At 38.6% G+C, this 19,709-nt stretch carries 18 protein-coding genes; 9 read left to right on the top strand and 9 right to left on the bottom strand.

The genetic code is table 11. The features are described 5' to 3' along the window. Positions 1-16: 16 nt before the first annotated feature. Positions 17-307, top strand: a complete 291-nt coding sequence (gene ppiC / locus F931_RS21130) for a peptidylprolyl isomerase (protein ID WP_002051379.1) — start codon at positions 17-19, stop codon at positions 305-307. Between the two features lie 99 nt (positions 308-406). Here ppiC and lamB read toward each other — a convergent pair whose 3' ends face one another. The 4 genes from lamB to typA all read right to left on the bottom strand — a co-directional run bounded on the left by lamB (position 407) and on the right by typA (position 4,787). Further along, complete coding sequence (gene lamB, locus F931_RS21125; RefSeq protein ID WP_016143114.1) at positions 407-1,588, bottom strand: maltoporin; 1,182 nt, start codon at positions 1,586-1,588, stop codon at positions 407-409. A 199-nt stretch (positions 1,589-1,787) separates the two neighbouring features. After that, complete coding sequence (locus F931_RS21120; RefSeq protein ID WP_016143113.1) at positions 1,788-2,129, bottom strand: gamma-glutamylcyclotransferase family protein; 342 nt, start codon at positions 2,127-2,129, stop codon at positions 1,788-1,790. Between the two features lie 136 nt (positions 2,130-2,265). Beyond that, positions 2,266-2,697 (bottom strand): large conductance mechanosensitive channel protein MscL, encoded by a 432-nt coding sequence (gene mscL, locus F931_RS21115; protein ID WP_016143112.1) that lies wholly within the window; start codon positions 2,695-2,697, stop codon positions 2,266-2,268. Positions 2,698-2,951: 254 nt separating this feature from the next. Beyond that, complete coding sequence (gene typA / locus F931_RS21110) at positions 2,952-4,787, bottom strand: translational GTPase TypA (RefSeq protein ID WP_002116501.1); 1,836 nt, start codon at positions 4,785-4,787, stop codon at positions 2,952-2,954. A 178-nt stretch (positions 4,788-4,965) separates the two neighbouring features. On the opposite strand from typA, the gene yicE reads away from it, so the two are divergent. From yicE to F931_RS22485, 5 genes are all read left to right on the top strand, one after another. Continuing rightward, positions 4,966-6,324, top strand: a complete 1,359-nt coding sequence (gene yicE, locus F931_RS21105; RefSeq protein WP_016143111.1) for a uracil-xanthine permease family protein — start codon at positions 4,966-4,968, stop codon at positions 6,322-6,324. A gap of 63 nt (positions 6,325-6,387) precedes the next feature. Further along, complete coding sequence (rsmC, locus tag F931_RS21100) at positions 6,388-7,401, top strand: methyltransferase (RefSeq protein ID WP_016143110.1); 1,014 nt, start codon at positions 6,388-6,390, stop codon at positions 7,399-7,401. Positions 7,402-7,422: 21 nt separating this feature from the next. Further along, positions 7,423-8,883: an amino acid permease gene (lysP, locus tag F931_RS21095; RefSeq protein WP_016143109.1), complete on the top strand. Its 1,461-nt coding sequence runs from the start codon at positions 7,423-7,425 to the stop codon at positions 8,881-8,883. A gap of 268 nt (positions 8,884-9,151) precedes the next feature. Beyond that, on the top strand, positions 9,152-10,357 hold the full coding sequence (locus tag F931_RS21090; protein WP_016143108.1) for an RtcB family protein: 1,206 nt from the start codon (positions 9,152-9,154) through the stop codon (positions 10,355-10,357). 17 nt (positions 10,358-10,374) lie between these two features. Further along, the gene (locus tag F931_RS22485) at positions 10,375-10,518 is read left to right on the top strand and encodes a hypothetical protein (RefSeq protein WP_171067908.1); all 144 of its coding nucleotides are present in this window, start codon (positions 10,375-10,377) and stop codon (positions 10,516-10,518) included. A gap of 120 nt (positions 10,519-10,638) precedes the next feature. Here F931_RS22485 and omp38 read toward each other — a convergent pair whose 3' ends face one another. Continuing rightward, positions 10,639-11,682 carry an outer membrane protein Omp38 gene (gene omp38, locus F931_RS21080; RefSeq protein ID WP_014207589.1) on the bottom strand — a complete coding sequence of 348 codons (1,044 nt, stop codon included), beginning with the start codon at positions 11,680-11,682 and terminating at the stop codon, positions 10,639-10,641. 379 nt (positions 11,683-12,061) lie between these two features. Here omp38 and F931_RS21075 point away from each other — a divergent pair, with 379 nt between their 5' ends. The 3 genes from F931_RS21075 to F931_RS21065 all read left to right on the top strand — a co-directional run bounded on the left by F931_RS21075 (position 12,062) and on the right by F931_RS21065 (position 14,435). Next, positions 12,062-12,577 carry a GspH/FimT family pseudopilin gene (locus F931_RS21075; RefSeq protein ID WP_016143106.1) on the top strand — a complete coding sequence of 172 codons (516 nt, stop codon included), beginning with the start codon at positions 12,062-12,064 and terminating at the stop codon, positions 12,575-12,577. 108 nt (positions 12,578-12,685) lie between these two features. Next, a complete protein-coding gene (locus tag F931_RS21070; protein ID WP_016143105.1) occupies positions 12,686-13,861 on the top strand; it encodes a thiolase family protein in 1,176 nt (391 codons plus the stop codon). 130 nt (positions 13,862-13,991) lie between these two features. Beyond that, positions 13,992-14,435, top strand: coding sequence for a VOC family protein (locus tag F931_RS21065; protein ID WP_016143104.1), 444 nt, complete (start codon positions 13,992-13,994; stop codon positions 14,433-14,435). Positions 14,436-14,486: 51 nt separating this feature from the next. Here F931_RS21065 and F931_RS21060 read toward each other — a convergent pair whose 3' ends face one another. From F931_RS21060 to gcd, 4 genes are all read right to left on the bottom strand, one after another. After that, positions 14,487-14,840 (bottom strand): DMT family transporter, encoded by a 354-nt coding sequence (locus F931_RS21060; RefSeq protein WP_016143103.1) that lies wholly within the window; start codon positions 14,838-14,840, stop codon positions 14,487-14,489. Between the two features lie 81 nt (positions 14,841-14,921). Continuing rightward, positions 14,922-15,407: a DUF934 domain-containing protein gene (locus F931_RS21055; RefSeq protein ID WP_016143102.1), complete on the bottom strand. Its 486-nt coding sequence runs from the start codon at positions 15,405-15,407 to the stop codon at positions 14,922-14,924. Then, positions 15,400-17,043 (bottom strand): nitrite/sulfite reductase, encoded by a 1,644-nt coding sequence (gene cysI, locus F931_RS21050; RefSeq protein ID WP_016143101.1) that lies wholly within the window; start codon positions 17,041-17,043, stop codon positions 15,400-15,402. The genes F931_RS21055 and cysI overlap by 8 nt, the downstream gene beginning before the upstream one ends. Before the next feature lie 165 nt (positions 17,044-17,208). Further along, positions 17,209-19,614 (bottom strand): glucose/quinate/shikimate family membrane-bound PQQ-dependent dehydrogenase, encoded by a 2,406-nt coding sequence (gene gcd, locus F931_RS21045; RefSeq protein ID WP_016143100.1) that lies wholly within the window; start codon positions 19,612-19,614, stop codon positions 17,209-17,211. Positions 19,615-19,709 lie beyond the last annotated feature (95 nt).

Raw genomic sequence — 19,709 nt, 5'->3', positions numbered from 1 at the left:
TTTGGAGGAAGACAACATGCAAACAGCAATTGTCCGACATATTTTAGTCAAAGATAAAGACTTAGCCGAACAGCTAAAAAAGAAGCTACAAAGTGGTGCTGATTTTGCCAAGCTTGCTAAACAATATTCTACCTGTAACTCGGCAAAGCGTGGTGGTGAACTTGGCGAAGTCAAAAAAGGGCAATTGGTGCCTGTTATTGATAAAGTTGTTTTTACAGCTGCTGAACGTGTGCTACAAGGTCCAATCAAAAGCCAATTTGGCTATCATCTTTTAGAAGTTAAATTCAGAATGGGTAGCTTACGATAGTTTCCTCTCAAGCTCTCTATAAAGATAATTTAACTTAATAAACGATAGCCTAGTTACTCAACAAAAGAGGTCATTATCAACCTCTTTTATCTTTTAAATTTACCACCAATATTCTAGTTGCATGCCAAAATTTGACCCATGTCCTGTGTTATAAAAATCACTGTCAGGATATAAACGGTCTCTCAGATTCTGTTCATCTTTGTTCCAAAAGGCATAGGTATAATACAAGCGAAGCTCAGGTCTATCGTAAAATCCTGTCCCTTTTAGTGACCACGTGGGTGCAATAGTTAACTTGGTTAGATTTCGATTTTGATCGTTACTGTCTATCTGATCAAAGCCAATTTCGGTCGATATTTTAAAATGATCGTGTACAACATAAGCCAACCGAGAACCTATCGAAAACCATTCACTGTCATGCTGATTTTTATACTTATCTTTTTGATATAGAAATTGAGCTTGTCCATTGAAACGCTTATTTTCAGAATCCCAATCTAAAACTTCAATAAACCTTAAAGAAGAGTTATCTCTATCTAGCTCCGGATTGCCGGTATAACTTAGTCCCATACCCGCTCCTTCGCCATACTGCAAAGCGATTGTATTTTTACCATTTAAGACATTCGACGTTATATTCTGCAAAGTTAAAGCCCACCCTGTATGATCTGCATCAATGATAGATAATCCCGTATTCAGTTTGTTTGTATCGTTTAGCTGAATGTCTTTTACGGTAAAATCATGTCTATTAATATAATTTTTCTGAAATACATTATCTTTTCTAGAGAAAATATAGCTCAATGACAGATCATTAATCTTATAATTATCGATACCAAATCCTGTTCCACTTTGGTTCCAATAGAATAAATCAGATATATGAATATCATTTCGATTATAAAATCTTCTTCCTAGCCAAATATTTGCGCCATTTAAATAAGAAATATTTTTCCAATCTAGATAGATCTGGTTTAAGCGAGTATACCCATCATCACCACGAAAACTTAGGCTTTGACCATACTGGTTATAAAATTGAAGCATTCCATTAATAGTAATCTCAGAATTATCATTCAGTTTTAGTAGACTCTGTTTAGCAAATAGCTCTGCATATTGTTCACATTCATTTCCAAGACGGTATTTTGAAGGCGCACCAGTAAGTTGAAAACATTCTTGTATTTCTCCACTTTCGGTAGCTCCTATGCCTGTACGTACATATCCTCCAATTTCAGCAGCAAAAATAAGTTGTGATATGACATACAGCGTTACTCCAATCATCCAAGGAGACTTCTTCATTTAAAATTCCTTTTTAAGCGTGAGTTTTCCACGCTTACTTATATTCCAAGCAAGGTTGGATAAAAGGAGGTTTAGTTATGAGAAATAAATTGGAGAGTATTAGACTAATTTGAAAAGGCTCAAATAGAGCCTTAAATATTTTATTTCCTAAAAATTACATCAAAAAAGTAAAACGATAGTTATAAAATAATTTTTTAATTTAAATATTTTTAGCATGAACATTCATTTGATAGGTCCAAGCTTTAATGATTTCTCCTGATTCTAGTTTTACATCTGCGATTACACGCTGATATTGAAAACCTTCAAAATCATCTAGCATCTGCCAGTTTTCGGTAAGTTTTTCTGTGCTAAACACATAACCTTCCACCCAATCTGCTTGCGAATCTAACTCAAGCGCTTTTAAACCTTTATCTGGCCCCCAATCTAAAATATGGATCACTCCTCGTACACTTGCTTTCGTCCAGTCACCACCAATCTGCTCTAAAATATGAGCGTTTGCTTGATTTGGACATAAAGTGCCATACACAAAAAGCTGATTCATTTATTTATATCCTTTTTAAATATACGCAATTAAGCATATCTGTACTTTGATAATTTTAACAATATCTATAGTTCAGCATAAAATACTCATTAATAAAAAACGGTACTCTTGGTACCGTTTTTTATTTCAAATTTTATTAAGCTTGTTTTTTCAACTCATCACGAATTTCACGCAATAACTGAACATCTTCAGGAGTTGCAGCTGGAGCTTCTGGCTCATTCTTATCACGGCGAAGTCTGTTTAATAATTTCACCATCAAGAATACAACCCAAGCTAAAATCAGGAAGTTAATTAGAATGGTGAGAAAGTTACCATAAGTTAATACGTTGATACCTGCTTTTTGTAAGGCATCTAAAGATTGTAAATTGTTAGGGTTTGAACCTAACACAATAAACTTTTGAGAGAAATCAACACCACCACCAGTAATTACAGTGATAAGCGGCATGATGATATCTTTAACTAAAGAGTCCACGATTTTGCCAAAAGCACCACCAATAATCACACCAATGGCTAAATCCATCATATTGCCTTTAATGGCAAATTCTTTAAATTCTTGAATAATACTCATCTAAACATCTCCAGATGTCGGGGGTCGAAATACATCATATTTTTCTTTTTCATTGGCATCTTATCGGATTAGATAGTACTCGCCATGATATTGATAATTTAATATTTTTATCAAAAAAAGAAAGCTATTTCACACTTTAACAACATATTCTCTTACAAGAAAAATATGATTTTAAGCCTAATTTAATTTCAAATAAACGATTAAAAAAACCGCTAAATTAATTTAGCGGTTTTTTCTTTTTCAGTTAAGAAAAATTATTTATCACGGTTACGTTTACGTTCATTTTCAGTCAAGTAACGCTTACGGATACGAATTGATTTAGGTGTTACTTCAACTAATTCGTCATCTTCAATGAATTCAAGCGCTTGTTCAAGCGTATATTCAATTGCAGGTACTAAAGTTAAAGCATCATCTGTACCAGATGCACGAACGTTAGTTAATTGTTTCGCCTTAGTCGGGTTTACAACCATATCGTCTGAACGAGAGTTAATACCCACGATCATACCTTCGTAAACTTCCAACTGTGGTTTAGCGAACAAACGACCACGGTCTTGTAAGCTGAACAATGCATAGCCCAAGCAAGTACCTTGAACCATAGAAATCAATACACCGTTTTGACGTTTCGCAACAGTACCTTGTTTAACAGGACCATAATGCGAGAAGCTTGAAGTCATGATCCCTGTACCAGAAGTCATGGTCAAGAATTCAGAACGGAAACCGATCAAACCACGTGAAGGTACAGTTGCTTCAATACGGATACGGCCTTTACCGTCAACTTCCATATTGGTCATCTCGCCCTTACGGTGACCCATTTGTTCCATTACAGCGCCTTGATGCTGTTCTTCAACGTCAAAAGTTACGTTTTCGTAAGGCTCTTGTCTTTCACCATCAATTTCTTTGATGATTACTTGTGGACGTGATACGCCCATTTCAAAGCCTTCGCGACGCATGTTTTCAATTAAAACTGAAAGGTGAAGTTCACCACGGCCAGATACTTTGAAACGGTCTGGACTGTCAGTATCTTCAACACGTAACGCTACGTTATGAATTAATTCGCGGTCAAGACGTTCACGGATATTACGTGAAGTTACGAATTTACCTTCTTTACCAGCAAACGGAGAGTTGTTTACTTGGAAAGTCATAGATACTGTAGGTTCATCTACAGATAAAGCTGGTAATGCTTCAACATTTTTCGGATCACAAATCGTGTCAGAAATGTTAAGTGCGTCGATACCAGTAATACATACGATATCACCAGCAGATGCTGATTCAACATCGATACGCTCTAAACCATGGTAACCCATGATTTTTAAGATACGACCGTTACGTGTATTGCCTTCTTTGTCAATTACAGTAACAGGAGTATTTAATTTTACTGAACCACGTTGAATACGACCAACACCGATAACACCTACGAAGCTGTTATAGTCAAGTGATGAAATCTGCATTTGGAATGGACCATCAACATCAACTGCTGGTGGTTCAACGATGTCTACAATCGTTTCAAACAACGGAGTCATGTCTTCTGCAAGTTCTTCAGGAGCAGGACCCGCTACACCACGTAAACCTGATGCATAAACGATTGGGAAATCTAATTGCTCATCAGTTGCACCAAGGTTATCAAATAAATCAAATACTTGATCAATAACCCAATCTGGACGCGCACTTGGTTTGTCTACTTTGTTAATAATAACAATTGGTTTTAAACCACGAGCAAAGGCTTTTTGTGTCACAAAACGAGTTTGTGGCATTGGGCCTTCTTGAGAGTCAACTAAAAGTAATACGCAGTCAACCATCGACATTACACGTTCTACTTCACCACCGAAGTCGGCGTGTCCCGGGGTATCCACGATATTGATACGGTAAGTTGTATCAGTACGTTTATCTAACCAAGTAATAGAAGTGTTTTTTGCAAGAATGGTAATACCACGTTCACTTTCAAGCGCATTTGAGTCCATGACACGCTCAATCTCGCCTGCTCGTTCACCGAGAGCACCAGATTGCTGAAGTAGTTTATCGACAAGTGTGGTTTTCCCGTGGTCGACGTGCGCAATAATTGCGATATTACGGAGATTTTTGATATCTGACATGAAAATTCGAAACGCCTGAAATTTGAGGGCAAATTATACAGAAAAACACTACTCTTGAGTAGTGACAGTTTATTGACATTGACAAAAAAATTTTCTAATAGCCTGTATTTCGTTTTGTAAAGATAGGTATCTCGATTAGAATAGCGCCAATTTGCGAAATTGCGGCGTACCTACACCCATGTCCAATCAACACTCTCAAGACCATCTTGACCTCGTTTATGGCTTAGATGATCGTCCAAAACCTTTGGTCGCTTTTTTAGCAGCGTTCCAGCATTTACTTGCGATTATTGTACCAATTGTTACACCTGGGCTTTTAATTTGTTTAGCTTTAGGTGTGTCACGTACCGAAACCAACATGATTTTATCGATGTCTTTGGTGATTTCCGGTATTGCTACATTTTTACAATGTAAAAAAGTCGGCCCGTTTGGTGCAGGTCTTTTGATTGTTCAAGGCACAAGTTTTAACTTTATTGGTCCAATTATTGGTATTGGTAGTGCAATGGTGGCTGCTGGAACGCCAGTAAACCAAGTTATGGCTGCAATTTTCGGTGTAGTAATTGCTGGCTCATTCATTGAAATGGGTGTTTCCCAGATTCTTCCATGGGTAAAAAGACTAATTACTCCTTTAGTAACCGGTATTGTTGTTTTATTAATTGGCTTAACGCTTATTAAGGAAGGCTTGATTAGCATGGGTGGTGGCTACCAAGCCATGCAAGACCATACTTTTGCAAGTGCAGACAACCTTATTATGTCATGTACCGTACTTGCCATTATTATCATTCTAAATCGTATTCGAGTGGTATGGATTAAAAGTTCGGCAATCTTAATTGCTTTAGTCATTGGTTATATTCTTGCAGGATTTATGGGACACCTGGATTTCTCAGGTATTAAAGATGCCCCTCTTGTACAAATTCCAACACCAATGCACTTTGGGTTAAGCTTTTCTTGGGGCTTATTCATCCCAATGGCTTTTATCTACTTAGTCACTTCTTTAGAAGCGATTGGTGACGTTACTGCAACCAGTAAACTTTCAAACCAACCTGTTAATGGTCCTGAATGGATGAAACGTATTAAAGGTGGTGTTTTAGTAAATGGTGCAAACTCTTTACTCGCAGGTTTATTTAACACCTTCCCTAGTTCTGTTTTTGCTCAAAATAATGGAGTAATCCAACTCACTGGCGTAGCAAGTCGTTATGTAGGTATCTGGATTGCGGCTTTACTTATTTTATTAGGTTTATTCCCCGCAGTAGCTGGTGTAATACAAGCAGTTCCTCAAGCTGTTTTAGGAGGCGCTGTGATGGTCATGTTCGGTGCCGTGGCTGCATCAGGTATTAACATCCTCTCATCTATTCACTTAGACCGCCGAGCACTTTTAATTATCGCAATTTCACTTGCACTAGGTTTGGGTGTTGCTCAAGTTCCTCAAATTTTGGAACACCTACCAGAATTATTTAAAAATATTTTTAGCTCTGGCGTAGCGACAGGCGGTATCGCAGCATTAATTTTAAATGTTGTCCTCCCTGAAACACACAAATAACTATTTTTTAATTTTGATTACTGCCCAGTTTCCACTGGGCATTCTTCTTCATGAGAGATGTACATGGATCCTAGAAGTGAAGTGGTATTGAGACAACAAGACTATTTAAAAGGTAGAGTCTTGTTAATTAATGCACCGAGTGATGCCCTAGTCAGTCAATTACCAGCTGAGACTGATGTGTCAGTTTGGACGTGGAATCATGCTGATTATCAAGGCTTTATAAATAATGGAACAAATGCACATTTCTCAGTTGAGTTCCCATTACAAGAATTCGATCAAGCCGTTATTTTTGTTCCCAAATCTAAAGAACTGTTAAATTACATACTGCATGTAGTCATGAGCAATCTGAAAACTGGCCAGTCTGTTTTTTTAGTGGGTGAAAAAAAGGGTGGTGTTGAACGCGCTGCCAAACAATTACAAAGCTTCGGTAAAGCCCTTAAACTCGATAGCGCACGCCATTGTCAGCTATGGCACTTAAAGATTGAAAAAACAGAACAACTTAAACCTCTCGAAAGTTGGCTTAAAAGTTACACTGTTCAGGTGAATGACCAAGAGCTTACGATTTGTGCCCTTCCGGGTGTTTTTAGCCAAAATCATCTCGATGTCGGAACTGCTGTTTTACTCCCTTATCTTAATCAGGTGAAATCAGGTAGAATTGCCGACTTCGGGTGTGGTGCGGGAATTATCAGTTGCTATTTGGCAAAAATAAATTCAAGTAATATTATTCATGCCCTAGATATTGATGCTTTCGCTTTACGGTCAACGGAAATGACTTTTAGTCGAAATGGAATAGGTTCAGACCAGTTGAGATTGCAGCCTGTTACAGGTATTGCAGACGCTCCAACAGAACTCGATGCCATTGTCAGTAATCCCCCTTTCCATCAAGGTATTCATACCAACTATGATGCAAGTGAAGGACTCTGCCAAAACGCTAAAAAACATTTAAAGGCATCAGGTGAGCTATGGATTGTAGCAAACCGTTTTTTAAACTATCCGATCTTAATTGAGAAGCACTTTGGTCAGTGCCAGATTAAAACTGATCTTCAAGGCTTTAAGGTGTTATATGCCTGTGCATAACAAACTATGTAAGGAATCTCCATGAGCGAAACACATGCTCCTGAAAAACTCCAGCGTAAGCTTGGGGCTCGTCATCTGAATATGATCGCCATTGGTGGTTCCATTGGTACAGGCCTCTTCCTTGCTTCTGGATCAACCATTGCAAATGCTGGCCCAGGTGGAGCGCTACTCGCCTATTCACTTATTGGCATTATGATTTACTTCTTAATGACCAGCTTAGGTGAGCTTGCAACTCATACGCCAACATCCGGTGCCTTTTTTACTTACGGCAGTCGTTATGTCGAAGAAGGTTTTGGTTTCGCTCTAGGTTGGAACTATTGGTATAACTGGGCCATCACAGTCGCATTCGAACTTGTTGCGGTCCAGTTCATTATGAAGTTCTGGTTCCCTGATATTCCAGGATTTTACTGGAGTGCCCTATTTCTTATCATTATCTTCATGATTAATGCGATGACGGTTAAGGGCTTCGGGGAAAGCGAATTCTGGTTCTCAATGGTTAAAGTGATTGCGATTGTTGCCTTTATTATTATTGGTTTAGCCATGATCATCAAGATTATGCTAACCCCTGGTGTGGCAACTTTCGGGAACTGGACCTACAAAGAAGCACCTTTTGTTGGCGGTTTACAAGCCATGATTGGTGTAGCAATGATTGCCGGATTCTCTTTCCAAGGAACCGAAATGGTTGGGGTTGCTGCGGGCGAATCAAAAGATCCAAAGAAGACGATTCCACTGGCAATCAAACAGATTTTCTGGCGAATCTTATTATTTTACATTCTATGTATTTTCATTATCGGTACTCTAATCGCCTATGATGACCCGAACCTATTACAAGCAGCTGCCACTGAAGATATCGCACTATCTCCATTTACATTGCTCTATGAAAGAGTAGGCTTTGCTTTTGCTGCGGGTTTAATGAATGCCGTCATTCTTACTGCTATTTTGTCAGCAGGTAATTCAGGCATGTATTCTTCAACTCGTATGTTATTTAAAATGGCTCAAGAAGGCCGCGCACCAAAGTGTTTTGCAAAACTTGATGGTCGTGGCGTCCCGATGAACGCGCTATATGCCACCACATTTATTGCCGCATTTTGTTTCTTGACGACATTTATTGGAGAGAAGCAAGTATTTAACTGGCTACTCAATATGTCTGGTATGTGCGGTTTTATTGTTTGGTTAGGAATTGCGATTTCACACTATCGTTTCCGTAAAGGATATATTGCTCAAGGCTATAAATTAGAAGATTTAGCATATCGTGCCAAATTTTTCCCATTTGCCCCTTGGTTTGCCTTTATTCTCTGTTCAGTCATCATTTTAGGGCAAAACTATCAAGCCATTTTAGGTGGAAAAATTGATTGGTTAGGCTTACTTTCGACCTATATTAGCTTGCCTTTGTTCTTGATCATCTGGTTAGGCTATAAGTGGAAAAATAAAACCAAATTGATCTCTTACGATCAAATGAATGTGAAGCCTGAGCAAGACTAAGAAACGGTAATTAAAAGTTAATTAAAGATCAAAAGCTTGATCTTTGATTAAAAAAGCGTAAAATGCCGTTCAGATTTTCAACGGCACTTTTAAATAAGGAGGACATCATGCCAACACTACAAGGTAAAACAAATTAAATAATTTGGCACGATGTCAGCTCACGGACAAGTGTACAAATTCATACCACTTGTCCGAATGCTTAAATTTAAAACCTAGCATTCGCTAGGTTTTTTTATGCCTGCTCGGACAAAAATAAGAGAAAAAAATTATGGGCATACAAAAAATATTAAACAAGGAGGCACTCTACGGTGTTCCTGTTAAAATTTTCACTCAAGATATAGATAGTGAAAGTATCGAACAACTCAAGAAAATGGCTCAACTGCAATTTATATATTCACATATTGCTGTTATGCCCGATGTTCACCTAGGAAAAGGCGCAACTGTAGGTAGTGTTATTCCAACTAAACACGCCATTATCCCTGCTGCTGTAGGAGTAGATATTGGTTGTGGTATGAATGCAATTCGATTGAGTTTAAAGGCTTCACAATTACCTGATAACTTAAGTCGTTTACGCGATGCAATCGAACGCAAAGTCCCGGTTGGCTTTGCTTTACATAAACAGGTTAAGGCAAAGGCTTCCAGCATTATTCCACTTGAAAAACGCTTAGAGCCAATTATCAAAAAGCATCCTGGCCTTGTTCGTATGCTTCGACAATTTGATGCAACATGGCAAAAGCAACTTGGGACTTTAGGTGGTGGTAACCACTTTATAGAGTTATGTATTGATGAGAATCAAGATGTCTGGGTGATGCTACATTCTGGCAGCAGAGGGCTGGGTAATGTCATTGGTATTTATTTTATTGAGCTAGCAAAAAAAGAAGCTCAACATCGCTTTGGCCATGTTCCAGATAAAGACTTAAGTTATTTTGCCGAAGGCTCAAACAGTTTTGATGATTATGTAGAAGCTGTAGAGTGGGCGCAAGAGTATGCTTTTGAAAATCGCAAAGAGATGATGCGTTTAATATTAGAAGCGATTCGTCCACTTTTACCTTCCTTTCAAATGACAAAAGAAGCGATTAATTGTCATCACAATTATGTGAGCCGTGAGACACATTTTGGTGAAAATCTATTGATTACCCGAAAAGGTGCAATTCGAGCAGGCTTAGATGAATTAGGAATTATTCCTGGCTCAATGGGAGCACGATCTTATATCGTTAAAGGCAAGGCAAATCCTGAATCATTTTGTTCTTGCTCTCATGGAGCAGGTCGCAAGATGAGTCGAAGCAAGGCAAAAACTCTTTTTAACCAGCAAGATCTTATTGAACAAACCCAAGGTATTGAATGCCGTAAAGACAGTGGTGTTGTCGATGAAATCCCAAGTGCTTATAAAGATATTGATGAAGTCATGGCAAATCAGGCTGACCTCATTGAAGTTATTCACACTCTTAAACAAGTTTTATGTATTAAAGGCTAAACATGAAAATTAAAGAAATGTCAAAAATCAAAGTCCGTAATCAAGTAGTTCTATCCCCTTTACTTCATAAAGGTGGGATGCATGAAACGGAAAAACCTCGTGCCCAACATCGTAAAGATAGACAAGATACTAAACAGCAATTGAAGAAAGGTATTTGGTAAATAATTTAAACCAAGATCGTAGTAATTATTAAGGAGACTTAGAAATGACTAAATATTTTAAAAATCGCAATAAAAAAAGCGACTCTAACGAGTCGCTTTTTTACTGTTCAAGAACTCAAATTATTGAGCTGCTGCAGGAGCTGCCGCTTCTTGACCAGGTTGAACAACTACAGTACGGCTACCAGTGATTGTCGCGAATACACGACGGTTCATAGCACGACCTTCTTTAGTTTTGTTGTCAGCAATCGGTTGATCCCAAGCGAAACCTTGAGTAGACAAACGAGATGCATCAACGTTGTATTCGTTTACAAGAGCTGATTTAACAGAGTTAGCACGAGCTAAAGATAAACGTTCGTTCAACTTACGTGGACCAGTGTTATCTGTGTGACCTTCGATACGTGCAGTAGCGTTAGGGTATTCAGTTAACTTCTCAGCAACTTTAGCGATTTCTGGCTTGTATTGGTCTTTGATGTTTGATTTGTTAGTATCAAAGAACACACGAAGTTCCATGTTAAGATCTTCAGTTAACTCTTGTGGTTGTGGAGCAACTGGAGTTGGTTCAACTGGAGCAACTTCTACTACAGGAGCAGCAGGCTTCAAGTGACCACCAAGAACTACGTTTAAACCAGCAAGAGCTGTGTAACGCCAGTATTTTTCGTCAAAATCATAAGTACCACGAGCTTCTGTACGAAGTGATAATGCATCATTCAAACGATAGAAAGCACCTACACCGGCATTACCGATAGTATCTTTCTTGTCTTCATAGATACCATCAAACTCAGTTTTAGTTTGACCTGCACCTAATAATACATACGGCTTGAATTTGCTGTCGTAGTTCTTAGTAATCAAATCAGAAGTTGCGTAGAAGTTACCAGCAATAGTTTTTTGCTTGTATTCAGAACCAGCTACGCCAGTACCTTCAAGATCACCTTTAACTTGGTTATATTCAGCTTCGAAACCTAACCAAGGAGTTAATTCAACACCTAGTGCAGCACCAACGAATAAATCATCTTGTAATTCAGCATGACTTGTTAATTTATCGTTGTTGTGGTCACTATCCTGCCAAGTATAACCTACTAATAAAGGAGTAACAGTTACGCCCGCATTAGCAGCAGCTAATGGAGCAGCGACAAGCATAGCAAGTGCAATACGACTCAATTTCATGGATATCCTCCAGAGATAACAATTGTTGTTCAAGCTCAGCCTAAATTTATTGGCCCCTGAGATATTTTTACCCCAGTATTATTTTTAAGCTATTCACATTTGAATCATACAAACACTTGATAGACTTTCCAAGTGCTTGATAATTTTAATCAAGTAAATTATTGACAAAATTACTTACAATTTCCGTTGTAATTCGGTAATTTTTCACTCAACTAGTAAATATGAACAACTTCTTTCTTTCGCTTACGGTGATTTTACCAGTATTCTAGCATCCTGATAACCTTTATTTAATTTTGTGTTTCCTCACTATAAAAATCATTATAAATCATTGATAGAAAGCATAAAATCAAAATATTTATACATATATTAAGGAATTTTAATGTTTAAATCTCCCGGTTTTACGCTATTTGAACTCGCTATAACACTCGCAATTCTTATGATTATGGTCATTATAGCTCTACCTTTATACCATCAATTTATGGCTTCTGTAGAATTAAAAAATGTTTCTCGATTACTCACAATTCATATACAAAAAGCCAAATACGACGCAATTCTACGACATAAGAGCGTCGTACTTTGTCCAAGTGTTGATTTGTCTATATGTAATAGTAATTGGGATACAAGTCTTATTAGCTTTGTAGACACAAATCATAACCTACAGAGAGAAAGCAATGAAGAGATTTTGAGCAATATTGAACTTGCTCACCACTACGGTTCTTTAAAATTTCAAAAGTTTGGAAAAAAATTAAATAGTATTGTATTTCAAGGCGATACTGGCCTTCCACGAGAATCTAACGGCACTTTTACTTATTGTTCTTATAACCAGCTTAAAAACTTTAAATTAGTTCTCAGCAAAATGGGGCACACTCGTTTAGAAGACCTAAAAAATTGTTAGAACTCTACAGTCTAATGCAGAAGATATCTCTCTTTAATTTTTGCAATATACTGCCTAAGTTTTAAATATTTCTTATTTCGAGATTAAGAACAATCGGAGATTACAACAATGACTGACATCGTAATTGTAAATGGTGCTCGTACTGCCATGGGTGGTTTTCAAGGATCACTGTCAGGACTTACAGCGCCTGAATTAGGTGCTGTAACGATTAAAGAAGCAATCGCACGAGCAGGTTTACAGCCTACTGATGTCGAAGAAGTCATTATGGGTTGTGTCCTTCCTGCGGGCTTAAAACAAGGCCCTGCTCGTCAAGCCATGCGTAAAGCTGGCTTACCTGACTCTACAGGTGCTGTAACGATTAATAAGCTTTGTGGCTCTGGTATGAAGGCAGTCATGCAAGCTGCTGATATGATTAAAGCAGGTAGTGCGGAAGTTGTTGTTGCTGGCGGCATGGAGTCTATGACAAATGCACCTTATGTTTTACCAAAAGCACGAGCTGGTTACCGCATGGGCCATGGTGAAATTAAAGACCATATGTTCTTTGATGGGCTTGAAGATGCTGAAACTGGGCGTTTAATGGGTTCTTTTGCTCAAGATATGGCAAATACTCGTGGCTATACACGTGAACAAATGGATGACTTTGCGATTCGCTCTTTGAAGCGTGCGCAAACAGCAATTACTGAAGGCTATTTCAAAGATGAAATCGTTCCAGTTACCGTACCTAGTCGCAAAGGTGATGTCGTTGTTGATCAGGATGAACAACCTTTAAATGCAAAGATTGACAAAATTCCGTCACTCAAACCAGCTTTTGCAAAAGACGGTACAATTACCGCGGCAAATGCGAGTTCTATTTCGGATGGTGCGTCGGCATTAGTATTAACTTCAAGTGATGTTGCTACGCAACGTGGTTTACAACCGCTTGCAAAAATTATCGCGACAGCTTCAAACTCTCAGCATCCTTCAGAATTTACGATCGCTCCTGTGGGTGCTATCGAGAAAGTGCTTAAAAAAGCGGGGTGGAATGCTCAAGACGTTGACCTTTGGGAAATTAACGAAGCTTTTGCTATGGTTACCATGTGTCCAATCGATGACTTCAAACTTGATGCAGAGAAAGTGAATATCAATGGTGGTGCTTGTGCCCTAGGTCATCCTGTAGGTTCTACGGGTTCTCGCATTATTCTTACCCTTATTCATGCACTAAAACGTACTGGTGGTAAAAAAGGTATTGCTGCCCTCTGTATTGGTGGTGGTGAGGCAACAGCAGTTGCAATTGAACTCATTTAATCCAAATTCATTATTTTAGAATCCCGCTTCGGCGGGATTTTTTTATGAAAAAACTACAAAAAATGACCCACAAAATCACTTTTAAGTTTTAACTTATTCCTTTAAACGAAAACAACAATGGACAATAACAATGCAACTCAATCACTATCTCAATTTCCAAGGTCAAGCAGAGCAAGCCTTTAACTTTTATAAATCAGTATTTGGTGGTGAATTCAGTATGTTAAGCCGTTATGGTGATATGCCCGCGCCTGAAGGAGTAACTTTATCGGAAGCCGATAAAAATCTGGTTCTTCATGTTTCTCTACCGATTAATGAATACACTGTACTTATGGCCTCAGATACAAATGATCAGTTCTGTGCGCCTAACAGCGTTTTTACTCAAGGAAATAATCACTACATCGCAATTAATCTCGAAAAGGACGAGCAAGAAAAAGCAAAACAGCTTTTTGATGCTTTATCTGTTAATGGTCAAATTGAAATGCCTCTAGAAAAAACATTCTGGGGTGCACTGTACGGTGCTTTTACCGACCAATTCGGTATAAAGTGGATGGTTAACTGCCAACTTGATAGTTAATATTTTCAATATTTAGCCCTTATAGAAATGCCTATTATTTCTATAAGGGCTTTAAACATCGATATTGGAATATTGTGCAATAATCATTAAACCAACTGTAATGAAGCCGATTCCTATCCACCCTGCAATATCAATATTCTGACCAAGAAAAATCTTTGCTAAAAAAGCCGTCGCTAATACACCTATTCCAGACCAAAGCACATATAAGATTCCAGCTTGCATGTACTTCAAAGCAATAGCAGCACATGCAAAAGAAATAATATATAAAACCAGAGCAATGCCCTGAGCTGTTTTATTGACTAAGCCATTCCCCTTAGCAGAATAAAATGTTGAAAGAACATCTGTTGCTATAGCAAACAGTAACCACCAAGCACCGGGATTTATTTTTGAAATTAAACCTAACATTATTGTTCTTCAGTTGAGTCATATAAAAATTATTCATAAAAAAAGCTGAACCAGAGTTCAGCCTTTATATTTTAAAGTTATTTAAGCACCAGTTTGATAACTTGCTTGCGGTACGGCTGTTGAAGCTTGATATGGACGAGTAAAGTCTTGCAAACCAGCTGCCGCTTCTTGCACATCTTTACCTTCTTTAATCACAAAACTGTCAAAACCTGAACGTTTTAAGTAGTTTAAAACATCCTTAAATACATCACCTGTTGCACGGAGTTCACCTTGGAAACCTTGGCGACGCAATAGTGCAGCGAATGAATAACCGCGCCCATCACCAAAACCTGCAAACTCAATAAAGATTGCATCAAGTTCATTTAATGGAAATGTATGTTCTTCTGGTGAATCATTCACAGTTACATACAAAGCTTTTTTACCTTGAATGTTTGCCAATTGATCGAGTTGAGCTGTTGTTACAACAACATCACCTTGTGGAACAACACCATCTTCAGCAATGATTTGATAAGTATTATCTGCAATCGTGCCATCTTTATAAAGCACTGGTAGAGCTGTATTAAGCATATGCACGCTCCTTAAATGGTTGAATTCCTACACGGCGATATGTATCAACAAAACGCTCACCTTCAGTACGTAGATCAAGGTAAGTATTCAATACCTCTTCGATGACATCAGGCACAGCATCTGCTGCAAATGATGGCCCTAAGATGTCACCGATTGATGCATCATGGTCTGAATTGCCACCTAATGTAATTTGGTAGAATTCAGCACCTTTTTTATCTACACCTAAAATACCGATGTTACCTACATGGTGATGACCACAAGCATTCATACAACCAGAAATATTGAGATCTAAATGACCAAGATCATAAACTTTGTCTAAGTCATCGAAACGGCGTGTAATTGCTTCAGCAATTGGAATTGATTTCGCATTTGCAAGTGAACAGAAATCACCGCCTGGACAACTAATGATATCGGTAATAAAACCAATATGTGCACGCGCCATATTTTGTTGTTCAAGCGCTTGCCATACATCAAACAAATCTTTTTGAGGTACGTCAGCCAAAGCAATGTTTTGTTCGTGAGTAGTACGAAGTTCACCGAAAGTGTATTTATCAGCAAGATCTGCAATAAAATTCATTTCTTCAGTGGTCATATCACCCGGTGCGATACCTGCACGTTTTAGAGAAATCGTAACAATACGATACCCCTTCACTTTATGTGCATGCGTGTTGATGTTAAACCATTGTTTGAATTTTGGATGCTCAGCAAATAATGCTGTGAAGTCTTCATCCTCTAAATCTTGATAATCAAACGGAGTGAATTCTTCATCCAGTTTTTTCAAGATTTCTGGCTGAATTTTCAATGCTTCACGTGTATGTTCAAATTCAGCTTCAACTTTCTGTGCAAACACTTCAGGAGTTAATGCTTTAACTAGAATTTTGATACGCGCTTTATATTTGTTATCACGACGGCCATGCAAGTTATAAACACGTAAAACCGCTTCTAAGTAAGCAATTAAATCTTCACGTGGTAAAAACTCACGAATGACACTACCAATGATTGGAGTACGGCCTAAACCACCACCAGCCATAATTTTATAGCCGATCTCGCCCGCTTCATTACGTACGATATAAACACCAATATCATGGAATGCAGTCGCCGCACGATCTTTTTCTTCAAGTGCAGAAACAGCAATTTTGAACTTACGTGGTAAGAATGCAAATTCAGGGTGGAATGTACTCCACTGACGAATCAATTCACATGTTGGACGTGGATCTGCAATTTCACCAGCAACCACACCAGCATATTGGTCAGTTGTCGTATTACGAATACAGTTACCACTGGTTTGAATAGCATGCATTTGTACAGTTGCAAGTTCCGCCAAAATATCTGGCACATCTTCAAGTGCAGGCCAGTTCAACTGAATGTTTTGACGTGTAGATACGTGTGCGTAACCACGGTCATAAGCAGTTGAAACTTCAGCGACTTTACGTAATTGTTTAGAATTCATTAAGCCATACGGCACAGCAATACGCAGCATAGGCGCATAACGTTGCACATATAAACCATTTTGCAAACGTAATGGACGATATTCGTCTTCAGAAAGTTTGCCAGCTAAATAGCGTTCTGTTTGATCACGGAACTGAGCAACTCGTTCATTAACCAGCTGCTGGTCGAAATCGGTATATAAATACATGGCGTATGGCTAGTAGATTCATTATTAAGGCGGATAGCATAGCGAGCTTTTATTCATCAATAAAATGCTTTTTTTGCATATTTAATAACGGTTTTATTGATAAGCTTTAATACAAATCGACATAAAAAAGCCCGGATAAATCCGGGCCCTTTCTATAAAAGCTTTTTATTTGTTATCTGGTAAGGCATAAGCCACTAAATAGTCGCCCATTTTCGTACCAAATGAACCATGACCACCAGCCATGATTACAACATATTGCTTACCATTGATTTCATAAGTCATTGGTGTTGCTTGTCCACCAGCTGGTAAACGTGCTTCCCAAAGTTTCTTACCGTTAGTGACGTTAAACGCACGTATGTAGTTATCTTGAGTTGCACCAACAAACATGACATTACCGGCAGTAGAAATTGAACCACCTAAACCAGGCACACCAATTTTCACAGCTGGTAACTGGAACAAGTTCGGCAAGCTGTCACGGATTGTACCAATACGTTTTTTCCATACCACTTCATGAGTTTTTAAATCAACGCCAGCTACATAACCCCAAGCTGGTTGTTTACAAGGTAAACCAAGCGGAGATAGGAATGCGCTAATTTCTACACCATAAGGTACGCCGTACATCGGTTGTACGCCCTGTTCAGTTCCCGCACCTTTTGCAGTTTGCTCACGGTTTGGATCAGCAGGAATTAAACGGCTTACGAATGGCAAACCAATCGGGTTCATTACAGCAACTTGACGGTCAGGGTTAACTGACATACCACCCCATTCAAATACACCTAAGTTACCAGGGAAAACTAAAGTACCGTTTTCAGATGGTGGAGTGTAAATACCATCGTAATTTAGACGTTTGAAAGATACACGACACATGAGCTGATCAAGCATTGTGGCACCCCACATATCTTTATCTGTCAATTTGTCTTGTGGTGCCAAGTTCAAGTCAGAGAATGGCTGAGTTTTTGAGTAGAACTCACCTTTAGTTTGTGGTCCACGTTTAACTGTTTGTGGTACTGGTTTTTCAGTCACAGGAACAATTGGTTGACCATTACGACGATCAAGAACAAAAGCATTACCTGTTTTTGTCAATACATAGATTGCAGGAACAGTTTGGCCAGCTTTGTTTTTAATATCAGCTAAAGATGGTTGTGATGGTACGTCCATATCCCATAAATCATGATGGGTTGTCTGGAAGTTCCACACTAATTTACCAGTAGAAGCATTAATCGCTAACATTGAGTTTGCATAACGCTCTTTCAGCTCAGTACGGTCACCACCCCAGATGTCTGGTGTACCTACACCTGTTGGTACATAAACGATATCAAGTTTGGCATCGTATGCTAAAGGAGCCCATGCATTTGGTGAGTTATGAACAAAATTCGTACCTTCGCCCGGCATTGCATTTGGATCTGCTGCACCAGTATCAAATACCCAAAGAAGTTTACCAGTGTTAACGTCGTAGCCACGAATTACACCAGATGGTTCTTTATTTGAGTAGTTATCGGTTACCGAACCAGCAATAACAACTGTTGAACCAGTTACGATACCAGGAGATGTCGGGTTGTAACCGCCTGGATAAGCATATGGCATAAACTCTTGCAAGTTCACTTCACCATTTTGACCAAAGTCAGTACATGCTTTACCAGTGTCAGCATTCACAGCCACTAGACGGCCATCATTCACTGGTACAAATACCTTACGCGGACATTGTGTAGAGCTAGATTTCTTGCTTTGGAGACTCTTTGCAAACTCAGTTGTATTGTTTGCATCGTAGTACATCACACCACGACAAGTTAAATGCTGGAACGATTTATCCGTTTTAAGCTTCGGATCAAAGCGCCATTTTTCTTTACCTGTCGCAGGATCAATCGCAATTAATTGCTGGTGAGCCGTACAGATAAACATGTTATTACCGATTTTAATCGGTGTAACCTGATTGGTCGTTTCGCCTGAGTCATTACCCGTTTTGAGATCGCCAGTACGTAAAGTCCAAGCAACTTTCAAGTCTTTTACGTTTTGATCGTTGATCTGTTTCAATGGAGAATAACGTTCACCAGCTTGAGTACGACCATAAGCAGGCCAGTCGCTCTCTGCAACGCCCGGAACGGCTTGAGCAGTTTCAGGCTGAGGAGTTTTAATTTCACCATTAATTTCTTGCGGATCATTGAAGATTGAATAAACCATCAACACGATTGCAATTGCTAAAGTTGAAGATAAAGCAACTTTACTTGATCCAAGGTTGTTGATTCCACGAGTTACAGCCGGAACCAATAACCATAAACCAAGAATACCTAAAATATCTAAACGTGGTGCAAGCGCCCAAAAGTCTGTTCCAACTTCCCAGACACTCCAGATAATAGTTCCTAGCATTAATGCAGCATAAACCCACAAAGCAGTAGAAGCACGCTTGTAGAGTTGCCATGCAACAATGAGGAGCAAGACTCCAGCTATAATGTAGTAAATTGAACCGCCTAATGTAGCGAGCCAAATACCTCCAATTAACAGGAATAACGCTAATAACCCAATAATAATTACGGTAAAAGTCGTTAAACCTGATCTTGAAGTAGGTTGATTCATAAACCACCTCTTATCAATCATCATTTTTATAGGAAAGATATGCCGAGTTTCTAATTAAAAATCGACATTACCCATACATCTAAAACAAAATTCAG

The organism is Acinetobacter pittii ANC 4050, assembly GCF_000399685.1.
Lineage (GTDB): Bacteria > Pseudomonadota > Gammaproteobacteria > Pseudomonadales > Moraxellaceae > Acinetobacter > Acinetobacter pittii_E.
Note: the sequence above shows the minus strand (reverse complement) of the source record. Positions and strands in the feature narration are given on the sequence as shown.

Excerpts from the sequence above, each read along its gene's own strand:
- F931_RS21120 (WP_016143113.1), bottom strand. The coding sequence starts at position 2,129 with ATGAATCAGCTTTTTGTGTATGGCACTTTATGTCCAAATCAAGCAAAC.
- F931_RS21090 (WP_016143108.1), top strand. The coding sequence starts at position 9,152 with ATGGGCATACAAAAAATATTAAACAAGGAGGCACTCTACGGTGTTCCT.
- F931_RS22485 (WP_171067908.1), top strand. The coding sequence starts at position 10,375 with ATGTCAAAAATCAAAGTCCGTAATCAAGTAGTTCTATCCCCTTTACTT.
- omp38 (WP_014207589.1), bottom strand. The coding sequence starts at position 11,682 with ATGAAATTGAGTCGTATTGCACTTGCTATGCTTGTCGCTGCTCCATTA.
- F931_RS21075 (WP_016143106.1), top strand. The coding sequence starts at position 12,062 with ATGTTTAAATCTCCCGGTTTTACGCTATTTGAACTCGCTATAACACTC.
- typA (WP_002116501.1), bottom strand. The coding sequence starts at position 4,787 with ATGTCAGATATCAAAAATCTCCGTAATATCGCAATTATTGCGCACGTC.
- gcd (WP_016143100.1), bottom strand. The coding sequence starts at position 19,614 with ATGAATCAACCTACTTCAAGATCAGGTTTAACGACTTTTACCGTAATT.
- F931_RS21070 (WP_016143105.1), top strand. The coding sequence starts at position 12,686 with ATGACTGACATCGTAATTGTAAATGGTGCTCGTACTGCCATGGGTGGT.
- F931_RS21055 (WP_016143102.1), bottom strand. The coding sequence starts at position 15,407 with ATGCTTAATACAGCTCTACCAGTGCTTTATAAAGATGGCACGATTGCA.
- yicE (WP_016143111.1), top strand. The coding sequence starts at position 4,966 with ATGTCCAATCAACACTCTCAAGACCATCTTGACCTCGTTTATGGCTTA.
- F931_RS21065 (WP_016143104.1), top strand. The coding sequence starts at position 13,992 with ATGCAACTCAATCACTATCTCAATTTCCAAGGTCAAGCAGAGCAAGCC.
- cysI (WP_016143101.1), bottom strand. The coding sequence starts at position 17,043 with ATGTATTTATATACCGATTTCGACCAGCAGCTGGTTAATGAACGAGTT.
- lysP (WP_016143109.1), top strand. The coding sequence starts at position 7,423 with ATGAGCGAAACACATGCTCCTGAAAAACTCCAGCGTAAGCTTGGGGCT.
- rsmC (WP_016143110.1), top strand. The coding sequence starts at position 6,388 with ATGGATCCTAGAAGTGAAGTGGTATTGAGACAACAAGACTATTTAAAA.
- ppiC (WP_002051379.1), top strand. The coding sequence starts at position 17 with ATGCAAACAGCAATTGTCCGACATATTTTAGTCAAAGATAAAGACTTA.
- F931_RS21060 (WP_016143103.1), bottom strand. The coding sequence starts at position 14,840 with ATGTTAGGTTTAATTTCAAAAATAAATCCCGGTGCTTGGTGGTTACTG.
- mscL (WP_016143112.1), bottom strand. The coding sequence starts at position 2,697 with ATGAGTATTATTCAAGAATTTAAAGAATTTGCCATTAAAGGCAATATG.
- lamB (WP_016143114.1), bottom strand. The coding sequence starts at position 1,588 with ATGAAGAAGTCTCCTTGGATGATTGGAGTAACGCTGTATGTCATATCA.